The 12665-nt window shown below is 63.0% G+C and carries 11 protein-coding genes, 1 tRNA gene and 1 pseudogene; 9 read left to right on the top strand and 4 right to left on the bottom strand.

Going from position 1 to position 12665, the window contains the following annotated elements:
- Positions 1-2: 2 nt before the first annotated feature.
- Complete coding sequence (locus tag DTX69_RS19005; RefSeq protein ID WP_119303141.1) at positions 3-485, top strand: UPF0262 family protein; 483 nt, start codon at positions 3-5, stop codon at positions 483-485.
- A 7-nt stretch (positions 486-492) separates the two neighbouring features.
- Complete coding sequence (locus DTX69_RS19000) at positions 493-936, top strand: arsenate reductase ArsC (protein ID WP_119303140.1); 444 nt, start codon at positions 493-495, stop codon at positions 934-936.
- Between the two features lie 6 nt (positions 937-942).
- Here the strand turns inward: DTX69_RS19000 and DTX69_RS18995 are convergent, their stop codons facing one another.
- The 3 genes from DTX69_RS18995 to DTX69_RS18985 are packed head-to-tail and all read right to left on the bottom strand — an operon-like array spanning position 943 to position 6241.
- Entirely contained in the window at positions 943-3258 is a 2316-nt protein-coding gene (locus tag DTX69_RS18995) for a PAS domain S-box protein (RefSeq protein WP_119303139.1), read from the bottom strand.
- A 4-nt stretch (positions 3259-3262) separates the two neighbouring features.
- Positions 3263-3700, bottom strand: a complete 438-nt coding sequence (locus DTX69_RS18990) for a response regulator (protein WP_119303138.1) — start codon at positions 3698-3700, stop codon at positions 3263-3265.
- 15 nt (positions 3701-3715) lie between these two features.
- Entirely contained in the window at positions 3716-6241 is a 2526-nt protein-coding gene (locus DTX69_RS18985; RefSeq protein WP_119303137.1) for a sensor histidine kinase, read from the bottom strand.
- Positions 6242-6533: 292 nt separating this feature from the next.
- On the opposite strand from DTX69_RS18985, the gene infA reads away from it, so the two are divergent.
- From infA to DTX69_RS18950, 7 genes and pseudogenes are all read left to right on the top strand, one after another.
- On the top strand, positions 6534-6752 hold the full coding sequence (gene infA / locus DTX69_RS18980) for a translation initiation factor IF-1 (protein WP_026870679.1): 219 nt from the start codon (positions 6534-6536) through the stop codon (positions 6750-6752).
- A 17-nt stretch (positions 6753-6769) separates the two neighbouring features.
- Positions 6770-7363: a Maf family protein gene (locus DTX69_RS18975; RefSeq protein ID WP_119303136.1), complete on the top strand. Its 594-nt coding sequence runs from the start codon at positions 6770-6772 to the stop codon at positions 7361-7363.
- A 1-nt stretch (position 7364) separates the two neighbouring features.
- Positions 7365-8348, top strand: coding sequence for a ribonuclease E/G (locus DTX69_RS18970; RefSeq protein WP_162917358.1), 984 nt, complete (start codon positions 7365-7367; stop codon positions 8346-8348).
- Complete coding sequence (locus tag DTX69_RS18965; RefSeq protein ID WP_119303134.1) at positions 8335-8523, top strand: DNA gyrase inhibitor YacG; 189 nt, start codon at positions 8335-8337, stop codon at positions 8521-8523. Before DTX69_RS18970 ends, DTX69_RS18965 begins: the two co-directional genes overlap by 14 nt.
- A gap of 95 nt (positions 8524-8618) precedes the next feature.
- A tRNA-Phe gene (locus DTX69_RS18960) sits at positions 8619-8694 on the top strand.
- Positions 8695-8824: 130 nt separating this feature from the next.
- A pseudogene (locus tag DTX69_RS31045) lies at positions 8825-9378 on the top strand (DUF3280 domain-containing protein).
- Between the two features lie 107 nt (positions 9379-9485).
- A complete protein-coding gene (locus DTX69_RS18950; RefSeq protein ID WP_119303133.1) occupies positions 9486-10721 on the top strand; it encodes an MFS transporter in 1236 nt (411 codons plus the stop codon).
- On the opposite strand, the gene DTX69_RS18945 is transcribed toward DTX69_RS18950, so the two are convergent.
- Entirely contained in the window at positions 10722-11870 is a 1149-nt protein-coding gene (locus tag DTX69_RS18945) for a helix-turn-helix transcriptional regulator (protein WP_119303132.1), read from the bottom strand.
- Between the last annotated feature and the right edge of the window lie 795 nt (positions 11871-12665).

Genomic DNA, 12665 nt, shown 5'->3' with positions numbered 1-12665 from the left:
GCATGGCCGAAGCCGGGGCCACCAGGCGCATCGTCAGCATTCACCTGGCAGACGCAGCCTCCCTGCGCCAGTCGGCCGAAGCGGAGCAGGAGAGGGCGGTAGCGATTTTCGACCTGATCGAGGAGAACGAGTTCGCTCCGTCGGTCGATCACCCCGGCCCATATCATCTGGTCCTGGCGGTACAGGACAAGAAGCTGGTGTTCGATATTCGCGACACCAGCGACCAGGAGCTCTACAGGTTCATCCTCTCCCTCACGCCCTTTCGGCGCATCATCAAGGAATACTTCGACGTCTGCGAAAGCTATTACGCCGCTATCAAGACCTCGAGCCTGTCGCAGATCGAGGCGATCGACATGGGGCGACGGGGCCTGCACAACGAAGGATCGGAGATCCTGCGCGACCGTTTGGCGGGCAAAGTGGAGATGGACTTCGGAACGGCGCGACGGCTGTTCACGCTGATCTGCGCCCTGCACATGAAGACGTGAGGGCGGCATGGCGGGCCTGCCTGGCAGCGTGCTGTTCTGCTGCAGCCTCAACTCGATCCGCTCGCCGATGGCGGAGGCGCTGCTCAAATACCTTCATGGCAAGCGGATCTATGTGGATTCGGTCGGCGTACGCGCCAGCGAAGTCGACGGCTTCGCCGTCGCCGTTATGGACGAGATCGGCATTGATATGACCAAGCACCGCTCGAAGACGTTCGATGACCTGGAGGACACGTCATTCGATCTCATCATCTCGCTGTCGCCGGAGGCCCAGCACAGCGCCGTCGAAATGACTCGCACCATGGCCTGCGACGTCGAGTACTGGCCGACCATGGATCCCAGCGTGATCGAAGGAAATCGCGAGGAACGGCTGGAGGCCTACCGGCAGGTGCGCGATACGCTGTTGGCGCGCATCCGGGAGCGCTTCCCACCGGCCGGCGCGCCGCAGATCTGACAACGATCAGGGATTGAGGCCCAGCACGCTTCGCAACTTGCGCGCCAAGTCGTGACGGCGATAGGGCTTGGTGATGATTTCCCCGGCATTGGCGAATTGCGCCTGGTTGCGCAGGGATCCTTCTGCAAAGCCGGTGGTGAGCAGCGTCCTGACCTCTGGACGCAGGCGGCGGGCAGCCTGGACCAGCTCGGTGCCCGACATGCCGCCGGGCATCACGACATCGCTGAACATCAGATCGATCTTCTGGTCCGACTGCAGGATCTCAAGGGCGGCCGCGCCGCTGTTGGCCTCGATGACGGTACAACCGAAATCGCGCAACAGCCTGCACACGATCTTGCGCACATCAATGTTGTCTTCGACCACGAGCACGGCCGCATCGATCTTGTCCGGATCCGTCTGCGCGGGCGCGGGAGGCGCGGCAACCGCAGTATCTTGACCGGCGCGCGGCAGATAGAGCCGCACGGTCGTGCCGTGCCCGACCTCGCTATAGATCTTCACATGTCCGCGCGACTGCCGTGCGAATCCATAGACCATGCTGAGCCCCAGACCGCTGCCCTTGCCGTGCTCCTTGGTCGTGAAAAAAGGCTCGAACACGCGATTCAGTATCTCCGATGATATCCCCGTGCCGGTATCGGAGACGGCGAGCATGACATAGTCTCCTGGCTGGGCGTCTGGATTGGACGCGGCGTACTCTTCATCAAGATGCTGGTTGGCGGTCTCCAGGGTCAGCCGCCCGCCGTTCGCCATCGCATCGCGCGCGTTGATTGCCAGATTCGCGATGGCTGATTCGACCTGGGCGGCATCGGCCATTGCCGCCCAAAGGTCCGGTGCCAGCCGCATCTCCACCTCGATATGCTCGCCAAGCGTTCGCGAGAGAAGCGCACGCGTGGAGGCAACCAGAGCACCCAGGTCAAACGGCTTCGGCGACAGCGCCTGGCGTCGAGAGAAGGCCAGCAGTTGGCGGATCAGGGTCGCTCCGCCAAGCGCCGCCTTCAGGGCGAGATCGACAGATTCCCTGGCGGTAGCCTGCAGTTCCGGCTGATCCTGGAGCAGATCCAGATTCCCGATCACGACCGCGAGCAGATTGTTGAAATCGTGCGCCAGTCCGCCGGTCAGCTGTCCCACCGCCTCCATCCGGTGCGCGTGCTCGAGCTGACGCCGCGTCGCCTTGCTTTCCGTGACATCCTCCACAATGCAGACGGCACCGCGCACGTGCTGCTCTCCATCATACAGCGGAGCACCAAATACCCTGAGCTCGAGCGGTGTCCCCGTGGATGGCTGATGGCGGATCTCGACATCCGTCAGCACTTCGCCCTCGAGCAGCCGCCGCACCATGTCACCCAGTTCGGTGCCGGCCACCTCGACCAAAGGCGGGAAGGGACGCCCGACCACGTCCGTCGCCGACAAGCCGAAGATCCGTTCGGCATTGCGGTTCCAGACAATCACGCGACGGGCGCCATCGAGGCCGAGAATGGCGATCGGCGAGGATTGAACGACGGCATCCAGCGTCTGGTTGGCCTGGCGAAGCGTCGCCATCATCGTCTCGCGATCCGTGATGTCGCGGATGATGGCGGTGAAGATCGTGCGGTCGTCCTCAACCATCTTCGAAATGTAGGCCTCCGCCGGAAACTCCTGCCCGTTCTTTCGCCGCGCGAACAGCTTATCAGGCACGCGGATCTGCATCTCGACGTCGGATGATGCTCCGAATCGCTGGATCTGCTCGCGCACCGGCGCCACGAATCGCGCCGGCAGCAGCATCTCGACGCTGTGCCCGATTGCCTCCTCGGCGCTGCACCCGAACAGGCGCTCGGCGGCCTGGTTAAAGACCGCGATGTGCAGGCCTTGGTCCATGGCGACGATGGCATCAGGCGCGATCGAGAGAATCTGCCGGTAGCGCGCCTCCATCATTCGCCGCCGGCCTTCCGCAGCGGTCCTGTCGCGGCGCACGGCAGAATCGCGCAGTTCCCGCTCGATCGCCGGGGCGAGTCGCTTAAGATTGCCCTTCATCACGTAGTCCTGGGCGCCGGCCTTCATCGCGGCCACGGCCACGTCCTCACCGATGGCGCCGGACACGAAGATGAAAGGAACGTCCAGATTGCGCTCGCGCACCACCTTCAACGCGTCGAGGCCGGAGAAGTGCGGCATGTTGAAATCGCACAGAACGATGTCCCAACTCTGATCGTCCAGTGCGGCCTTGAGCCCTGCTTCCGTGTCGGTACGTTCCGCGCTGATGTCGTAGCCATCGCGCCGAAGCTCGCGGATCAGCAGATCCGTATCGTCGGCGGAATCATCGATAATCAGTGTTCGCAACGATGTGGTCATCTGTTCAACGCGGCGGGCCTTCGTTGAGCAACAGCCAGTACATGCCGAGTTGGCGTGCAGCCTCGACGAACTCGTCGAAATTGACCGGCTTGCGAACGTAGCTGTTGCAGCCGTCCCGATAGCTCTGGGCGATGTCGCGCTCCTCCTTGGAGGAGGTCAGGATCACCACCGGCAACGTCTTGGTTCGCGGGTCCGCACGAATCCGGCGCAACACCTCGAAGCCGTCCAGCTTGGGCAGCTGGAGGTCCAACAGCACGATCTCCGGGAGATCGCTGGCGTCGCGGCCGGCATAAGCGCCCGTTCCGAACAGGAAGTCGACCGCCTCCGCCCCGTCGCGCGCGACCACCACGCCGTTCGCGAGATTGTTCTTGTTGAGAGCACGCAGCGTCAAGGCCTCGTCGTCCGGATTGTCCTCGACAAGAAGAATGTATTTCCCCGCCATTCCGACCTCTGGTGTCTACAAGGTAAAGAAGAACGTGGCGCCGCTGCCCGGTTGGGATTCCGCCCAGATCCGGCCGCCATGCTTATGGATTATACGTTGCACAGTCGCGAGGCCGATACCAGTGCCGGCAAACTCCCGCGCATCGTGGAAGCGCTGGAAGGCGCCAAACATCTTGCCGGCATAGGTCATATCGAAACCGACCCCGTTGTCGCGGACGAAAAAAGCAGACTTGCCATCGACCTTTGCCTTGCCGAGCTCAATCCGGGCCGGCGAGCGTGGCGCGGTGAACTTCCAGGAGTTATTGAGCAGGTTGTCCAACGCCACCTGCAGAAGCCGCGGGTCGCCCTTGGCGCGAAGCTGCGGCGCAATGACGAACTCGGCCCGACGCTCTGGCGCGGAGTCCTGAAGGCCGCCCATGATCTGCTGCGCGATCTCACTGAGATCGACATCGTCGATCCTGATGTCGGTTCGGGTCACGCGCGCCAGCTTGATCAGATCGTCGATCAGCAGCCCCATGCGCTGGGCGGCCTGACGCACGCGATTCAGATAAGTATGATGCTCGGTGTTCAACAGCGGTCCGGCGTCCTCGACGAGCGCCTGGCTGAAGCCGTCGATGGCCCGCAGCGGCGCGCGCAAATCGTGAGAAACCGAGTAGCTGAAGGCTTCGAGCTCCTTGTTCACCGCGGTGAGTTCGGCATTGTCGAGTTGAAGCCGCCGGTTGAGGTCCCGAATCTTGGCCTCGCTGGCACGCTGTTCGGTGATGTCGCGCACGCTGCAGAATACGGCCATGCCTTCGACCGTTTGGGTCGGGCTGAGGCTGATCGCGACCGGGAACTCCGACCCATCCTTACGCAACCCATAGAGCTCGAGCCCGGCGCCCATCGGCCGGGTCCGCGCCGCGCCGACGTAGCCCTTTCGGTGGCCGACATGTACGCCGCGGTAGCGCTCCGGCACCAGCGTCTCGATCGGCTGGCCGATCAGTTCCTCACGGCGATAGCCGAATAGCTGCTCCGCCTGCGCGTTCGCGAGCTGGATCCCGCCCTGGTCGTCGGTGATGAGCACGGCATCGGGTGCCGATTCGAGAAGGTCTCGAAAGCGTGCCTCGCTGGCGCGCAACTTGCGCTGTGCTTCCGCCCGCACCGTGATATCGCGCACGATCGCGGTGAAGAATAGATCGTGATCGACCTCGGAGCTTGCCAGTGCGAGGTCGACGGGAAACTCCCGTCCGTCCTTATGCAGGCCCACCAGCTCCACGGTCTTGCCGATGACCTTTTCTTCGCGAGTGTTGAGATACCGCTGCAGCCCTTCAGCATGTGCCTGGCGGAACCGTTCCGGCATCAACCGGGTCAGCGGTTCGCCTATCATCTCCTGCTCGGAATAGCCAAAGGCGCGCTCGGCGCCCGGATTGTAGTACCGAATGAGTCCGTGGCGGTCCGCCGAGATGATGGCATCGCTGGCCGTTTCCGTGACCGCCCGAAACTTGGCTTCGTTGAGGCGAATACGCTGCTCCGCATCGCGACGATGGATCTGATAGCGCGCAAAGCCGAGCGAGACGGCGGCCACCAGAAGCAGGAGAACCGCTGAGGCACCGATGAAGTCCCGGCGCAGATCGCTCGTCTGCGCGGTTGAATACGCGCGCGGCGTGTGGACCACTATGAACCAGCTGGAGGCAGTCGGCGCAGCAACACCCGATTGGTCGACGGCGGCTTCAGCACGTGTGTAGGTGAAGCGTCCAAGCTCATTGGCGACTTGGCCGGTGGGTGCGGCCTGCATCTGCTGCCAGATATCGGGATAGGCAGCCGCAAAGGTTCTGCCCATGCGGTCCGGATACATGAAAGCGAAGGCGCTGTCCTTCGGTCCCAGCAGCCAGTAGCCCTCTGAGTTCAGCATCCAGATCTCCGCAACGGCATCACTCAGGTCGAGGACCCTGTCCAGTATGCGCTCTGCGAGATAGTTGATGACAACGATGCCACGCTTCGTGCCCACTTCATCAAAGACTGGAGCTCCAACACGGAGGGTCGGTTTCGGCGGCTGCTCGATCACGGCGCCCTCGACGCTGAGATCGAGCTGGGAGATAAACACCTGCCCATGGTCGAGCTTTAGAGTCTCAGTCGTGTAATATCGATCGGCCTTGTTCTGGAGCTGATCAGGCGGCACCAATTCAACACCTGTTGGCGTTCGGTTGATGCGCACGATCTCCTGTCCGCGCGTGTCGATGAACCGAAGTTGCTCGAAGAAACGCCGGCTTTTCGCAAAGACGAGATACTCCGATTCAAGGCGGCGCAGCGATTCTTCGTCACCCTTGGCGAGAAGGCCGCGCAAGGCATCCTGCTCGGAGAGATAGGATACGTCCGCAATCGTTGATGCGACTGGCAGCGCCACGCGCTGGCGTGCGATATCCACAATACGCTGCTCAGTCGACTCCGCGACTAGGCGGATCGCGTTCACTTGGTTGGAATAGAGCAGATATGGGATGACAACCGCCGCCAGGGCCAGCGGAAGAAAAATCAGCGCGGCTCTCTTGACCGTGCGTCCGCTCACGTCACCCCCCGACACCGGGCACGCCCGGATACGCCAATGCCACTTTTGGATTGCCCCTTTGTCAGTATTGCTGAACTCAGCTAAGCATACTTAGGAATATTAGGCCAGCGGTAGTCTCTAGTCCTTTAGCTGCAGCCAGTTAGTCGGAAAAGGCATCGGATCTCATCTCAAACAGCCCCGGAAAAGGCGGCGGCCGGGGAAGGAATTGAGGAATCCGGGAAAAAGGTTTATATCCGCGCCCAATTCGGGGCCTGCCCGCATGCCGGGCGGCTTCGCCAAACAAGGAAGCTACATGGCGAAAGAAGATCTTATTGAGTTTTCCGGGACAGTTACCGAACTGCTCCCCAATGCAATGTTCCGGGTCAAATTGGACAATGACCACGAAGTGCTGGCACACACTTCCGGCAAGATGCGAAAGAACCGGATTCGCGTCCTTGCTGGCGACCGCGTGAACGTGGAAATGACGCCCTACGACCTGACCAAGGGCCGCATCACGTTCCGTTTCAAATAAAGCTCGCAGTTTTCTTCATGCCGGTGGCTGAAACCGGGCGCCAGCAGCTTGTATTGGCTTCAGGTTCGGCGCGGCGGCGCGACCTTCTCCGGCAGATCGGCCTAGAGCCTTCGATCATCGATCCGCCTCACATCGACGAGCATCACGGCCCGCGCGAGCTTCCGCTGGCCTATGCCAGACGGATGGCGCACGAGAAGCTGGCGGTGATCGCGCCGCAGCATCGCGGATCCTGGGTCCTTGCGGCCGATACCGTCGTGGCCTGCGGGCGGCGCATCCTGCCCAAGGCCGAGACCGAAGCCCAAGCGCGTGCGTGTCTGGACCTGCTCAGTGGTCGCCGTCACAGCGTGCTGGGCGGGATCGCCGTCGCGGCGCCGGATGGTCGCATTGCCGAACGCGTGGTGACGACGACCGTCGCCTTCAAGCGGCTGACGGCGCGCGAGATCGACGCCTACATCGCGACCGGGGACTGGCACGGCAAGGCAGGCGGCTATGCGATCCAGGGGCATGCCGCTGCCTTCATTCCGTGGATCAACGGCTCCTACGGCAATGTCGTAGGATTGTCGATCAGCGATGCGGTTGCCATGCTCGGCGGCCTTGGTTGGCGCGTCTGACATGCAGCATCGCATCTTCATTGCCGGTGGCGACGAGACGCTCGAGGTCTTCCGCTGGTCGGACGACCGTCTCGCCCAGGCGATCCGTGAAACCCCGCAGGCACGCTCCCAGATCGGCGCCGTCTATCTGGGCCGCGTGGAACGGATCGAGCCCAGCCTCAATGCTGCCTTCGTTGAGATCGGCCTGGGACGGCCCGGACTGCTGCCGCTGAAAAAGCAGGGGCAGCATCCGACGGAAGGCTCGATCATCCTGGTACAGGTGCGGCGTGACGAGCGCGAAGGCAAGGCGGTGCGGCTCTCTGCCACCGTCCATACCGAGACCGCCTACGAGCAGCAATTGGCGCACGCGCGGGCGCAGGGGCGGATTCCGGCGTGTCTGGTCCCACCGCCCAATGCCTGGCAAAGCTGCCTCGCAGCGCTCGATCCGGCCGAGGTCGAGGAGGTGATCTGCGATCGACGGGTCGATGTCGGTGCAGTCCAGCGCTGGTGCGCCGTTCATGCCCTGGAACTCTCCGAGCGTGTGCGGCACGTGCCGTTGCGGGACTGGCAACCGAAACGCGGCGAAGCGGAGGAGGAGGTCGCAGCGGCTCTGGAGGACACCGTCGCGCTGCCTTGCGGCGGCAATCTCCTAATCGAGCCGGTGCGCACGCTGACGGCGATCGACGTCAACTCCGCCGCTGCGACGCGCAAGGCCGGCATCGAGCTCACGGCCTTGACCGTGAACCTCGACGCGGCGCGGGAGGTGCCGCGGCAACTGGCACTGCGCAACCTGGGCGGGATCGTGGTTGTCGACTTCATCGACCTTGAAAACCGCAACAAGCGGGAACAGGTGCTGCAGAGATTGCGCGAGGCTGCGGCGATCGATCCGGCGATCGAGTGGGTCGGCAACATGTCGCGGCTGGGGCTTGTTGAAATCCTGCGCCGACGGCGCGGCGCGACTTTGGCGGAGATGTGGGGCGGGGAGGAGTGCAATGGCGAGCACTAAAAGCGGCTGCCCGGTCTGCAGCAAGCCGACCGATCCCAAATTCAAGCCCTTCTGCTCGCAACGCTGTCGGCAGGTGGACCTCAACCGCTGGCTCAGCGGGACCTATCGCATCCCAGGCAGCGAGCGCCCCGGCAGCGACGTGGAGGACAAAAATCAATCTGAATCTGAGGATTAGCGGCCGGAGCGGGGCAATTTCCGGACTGGACAGGGGGCGGGAATCTCTCTAAAAGACCGCCTGCCTTACGGCCGGCGCCCGCCGGCCATCGCGGGGCCCAGGTAGCTCAGTTGGTAGAGCATGTGACTGAAAATCACAGTGTCGGTGGTTCGATTCCGCCCCTGGGCACCATTTCCTGTTCGGGCAAACGCAGCTAAGCTCTCCCGCACTTACTGGCGCGCCGCGTCGATGTGCCTTTCTCCTGTTCGGTAGGTAGGCGCCCCGCCTCTCGCAGCCGGCTGGAAACACCTCTCGTTCGTAGATGGGGGAGGCGTCCATGACTCAGCGTCTCGCTTGCCCCAGCGTTCTGACGGCTTTGTTTCTATACGCGGGGGTGCTTATCGCCTATTCGGCAGATGCATCCACGCCGGTACCCATCAAGCTCGCACTCTTTGATTTCGAGTTTGAAGATATGAGCGCGGGCGCGTCCTCCACTGGCTTGGCTTCATCGGACACCGGCCACCTGACGGACGTTACGAGCGCGGTTCGAGAGCTGTTCGCGCGGTCGGGTCGCTACAGTCTGATTGACATCGCTGGCGGAGACGCGGCCCCGCGAAAGCGCGCACGCTGCGCAAGTGCAACGGCTGCGATGCCGGCATCGCGCACCAGTTGGGTGCGGAGCAGTCGTTTGTCGGTGTCGTCAAGCGGATTACTCGGACGGAGTACACGGTGCGATTCCAGATCCGCGACGCGCGGACGGGTGCTGTCCTGAGCGATGAGGACAGCGGGCTTCGCATGGGCTCCGATTATTCGTGGAGTAGGGGCGCGGTTCGGTTGATCAAGGATCGCCTACTGGAGAGGCGAGATCAGCAATAGCCCTACAGAACCCGCCGCCATTCAAGTATCGAGACAATCCAGTCATTGCGATAACACAAGCCGTCGGGTAGCTGAGAGCTGGTCTTCAGCTGATCCGTATTCCCGAGATGAACGCCACCACCACGATCGCGGAACTGGATAGCAGCGCCGCTTGGCGGCGGCTCGCCGCGGCGCTGGCGCTCGCCACGATCGGTGGCGTGGGTCTGTGGTCCAGCGTCGTCGTCTTGCCAACCATCGAGGCGGAGTTCGGCGTCGATCGCGGCGGCGCTTCCATTCCCTATACCGCGACCATGGTCGCCTTCGCCTTCGGCGGCGCGATGATGGGGCGGTTGGCGGATCGTTTCGGCATTATGATGCCGCTTATCCTCGGCTCTATCATGCTGGGCATCGGCTATGTCGTCGCGGCCAGCGCCGGCTCCTACTGGAGCTTCGTTGTCGCCCACGCCGTGCTCATCGGCGGGCTGGGCAGCTCCTCGACCTTCGGCCCGCTGGTCGCCGACATCTCGCACTGGTTCCTGCAGCGGCGCGGCATCGCCATCGCCATCGTCGCCAGCGGCAACTATCTCGCCGGCACGATCTGGCCGCCGATCCTGCAGCATGCCATCGAGACGATCGGCTGGCGCTACGCCTTCATGGGGCTCGGCGTGTTCTGCATGGCGACGATGCTGCCCATCGCCCTGCTGCTGCGGCGAAAGGCGCCGGCGGATCACGGCACTCCATCGACGAACGGCGCGCATGCTACGATCACGACGATGCCGGCACCGCCCCTGGTCCTGCAGGGTCTGCTGATGCTGGCGGGCGTGGCCTGCTGCGTCGCAATGTCGATGCCGCAGGTGCATATGATCGCCTATTGCGGCGACCTGGGTTACGGACCGGCGCGCGGCGCGGAGATGCTCTCCATCATGCTTGGCCTGGGTGTCGTCAGCCGACTTGCGTCCGGCCTGATCGCCGACAGGATCGGCGGCGTGGGCACGCTGATCCTGGGCTCAACCCTGCAATGCCTGGCGCTGCTGCTCTATCTGCCGTTCGACGGGCTGGCCTCGCTCTACGTCATCGCCGGATTGTTCGGCCTATCGCAGGGCGGCATCGTGCCGAGCTACGCGCTGATCGTGCGGCAGTACTTTCCGGCCGGCGAGGCGGGCGGGCGCATCGGCCTAGTGCTGATGGCAACGGTCATCGGCATGGCTCTGGGCGGCTGGATGTCGGGCGAGATCTTCGACTGGACCGGCTCCTATCAGGCGGCCTTCCTCAACGGCATCGCTTGGAACCTGCTCAATATGAGTGTCGCGTTGTGGCTGCTACTGACCCGGTTCCGCGGCGGCGCAAGTTCCAGCCGCGCCTAGCTAGGCCCGGCCCGATCCAAGCCGGATGGCCAGCGCGACCAGTTCGGCCTGGCGGTGGGTGCCGGTCTTCTGGAAGCAGGATTTGATCTGCGACATCACCGTCGAATAGGAGACGCCGATGATCTGCGATGCCTGCCTGAGGCTCGCCCCGGTCGCGAGCAGCCTGACCAGCCTTGCTTCCGCGGGCGACAAACCGAAAGCGCTGCGGAGCGTTTCGACCGAAACCAGCGCCGGTTCGAACTCCTGCGCCAGGATCATGATCGATCCGCCCTCGAGGTCTGGGCGCGCGCTCGTGTCCCTGCGCTGCAGGGGCAGGACGTTGAGCGAGATCAGCGGCGTCTGCTCATCGCTATTCACGATGATATCGGATGGTTGATGCGCGTCCACTTGGTGCGCGGGGCGCGCCGCCGCTTCGATAGCCTCCCATAATCGCTTGGTTGCCTTCGCCGAGCACGTCACGATCCTGCCGTTGGGATCGATGGCGAGCACGCCCGATGGATCGAACAGCCTGCAGGCCGCCTCGTTCGCAAGCACCAGGCGGCCTTCAAGCGTGGCGAGGATGGCCGGTTGTCGGATGTGGTCGAGGGCGTCGGATAGCTGACTCACGCGCAACTTCACGTCATTCAGCTTCATATGCAGGCGCCCGGCGCGCCGCAGGTGCGCGCTGAGCGAGCCGAGGATCTCGACTTGCGCGGTATCCTCCGGATCGGCGTTGCGCGACCGGTGGATGCCGATGCCCAATCCCACGCCGGCGCCGCGGTCCAGCGTGATCCAGCTGGCGGCACTCCAGTATCCGTCCGTGATGCGGCGAAAGAATTCATTGTAGTAGCTGGAGCGGATGAAACGGTCTTGCGGCATGTAGTGATGGAGCAGGTGGACCTCGTCCGACGGGAGGCTCATCAGCACCTGGGCGCGAAGGTCCTGCCGGGCATATTGCTGCTCATAGACCGTTGCGTCGAATTCCCTGTAACCGGCCGCGCCAATTACCTTGGCAGCCGCACCGCTGCGCACCTGGAGCGAGCACGAGACGGCGCCCGCCGCTTGCGCGATATCGCCGGCGACGTCGCTCCACAGGCTGCGTTCGTCGACAGCCGCGTAGATCTTGTCGATGATCTCCTCAAGCTTCGGCCGTGTAATCCCTTGGCCCAAGCCGACCTCCTGGCTTGAAAGCGATATGTCCCGAGACAATCCATTAATCCTTCTAAGATAGACGATGGATTCCCCGCCGTCTTGCGCGGTTCACGTTTCGCATGATGGAAAATCATCCCGGAAGGAAGCGTGAAACGCGTATTCACGCCTGGACTAGGCGCAAATTGCTATAAGTTTCCGATAGTTGCGTCATCACGCACCTGTCCACACACCGGATTGTCGGACAGTGCAAATTCCCCGATTTCACAACGCTTTCCCCCAATTGGGGGATGAGGAATCACCCGATTCCCACAGAATACGTCTCGATCACGCGGGTGGGGGAGACGACATGGCCCACGGGCGACCACAGGAAGGTTCGTTGCGAGCGGCTACCGATCCACGGCTTGGGGTGGCTCGGATGGCCGACAACGTGGCGCGTCAGGCGGCGCTGGAGAGGGCGAGGCCCGTTCGATCGACCAGACGGGACCAAAGGCCAGCGCTGCCTGATAGCGACCTTGATCGTGGCGATGGTCCTGTCTCGCATGTTGCCGTCGAGCAGCTTGAGATCGAACGGTTTCGGGCAGTGCTTGGCGGGAGACGTTGAGCGGGGAGATGACATCGTGTGGCAGATACACTCGTACGGAGATTTTTTGAGCGAGCACGCCGGTAATCGCCATGTCATCGGCAGCGCCTTGATCATCCTGGCTGCTGCTGCCCTGCTGCTGATCGTGTTTGCGTGAGTTGAGGTTTGCGACTGCCGAGTACCCAGTAACTTGCCATCAGCATCCCTAACTGGACCGACGATCCGTCCCCACT

The sequence above is a fragment of the Dongia deserti genome (assembly GCF_003574735.1).
In the GTDB taxonomy this organism is placed as follows: domain Bacteria; phylum Pseudomonadota; class Alphaproteobacteria; order Dongiales; family Dongiaceae; genus Dongia_A; species Dongia_A deserti.
Note: the sequence above shows the minus strand (reverse complement) of the source record. Positions and strands in the feature narration are given on the sequence as shown.

What these genes read in the sequence shown, in the direction of transcription:
- DTX69_RS19005 (WP_119303141.1), top strand. Translation starts at nt 3, where the DNA reads ATGGCCGAAGCCGGGGCCACCAGGCGCATCGTCAGCATTCACCTGGCA.
- DTX69_RS19000 (WP_119303140.1), top strand. Translation starts at nt 493, where the DNA reads ATGGCGGGCCTGCCTGGCAGCGTGCTGTTCTGCTGCAGCCTCAACTCG.
- DTX69_RS18995 (WP_119303139.1), bottom strand. Translation starts at nt 3,258, where the DNA reads ATGACCACATCGTTGCGAACACTGATTATCGATGATTCCGCCGACGAT.
- DTX69_RS18990 (WP_119303138.1), bottom strand. Translation starts at nt 3,700, where the DNA reads ATGGCGGGGAAATACATTCTTCTTGTCGAGGACAATCCGGACGACGAG.
- infA (WP_026870679.1), top strand. Translation starts at nt 6,534, where the DNA reads ATGGCGAAAGAAGATCTTATTGAGTTTTCCGGGACAGTTACCGAACTG.
- DTX69_RS18975 (WP_119303136.1), top strand. Translation starts at nt 6,770, where the DNA reads ATGCCGGTGGCTGAAACCGGGCGCCAGCAGCTTGTATTGGCTTCAGGT.
- DTX69_RS18970 (WP_162917358.1), top strand. Translation starts at nt 7,365, where the DNA reads ATGCAGCATCGCATCTTCATTGCCGGTGGCGACGAGACGCTCGAGGTC.
- DTX69_RS18965 (WP_119303134.1), top strand. Translation starts at nt 8,335, where the DNA reads ATGGCGAGCACTAAAAGCGGCTGCCCGGTCTGCAGCAAGCCGACCGAT.
- DTX69_RS18950 (WP_119303133.1), top strand. Translation starts at nt 9,486, where the DNA reads ATGAACGCCACCACCACGATCGCGGAACTGGATAGCAGCGCCGCTTGG.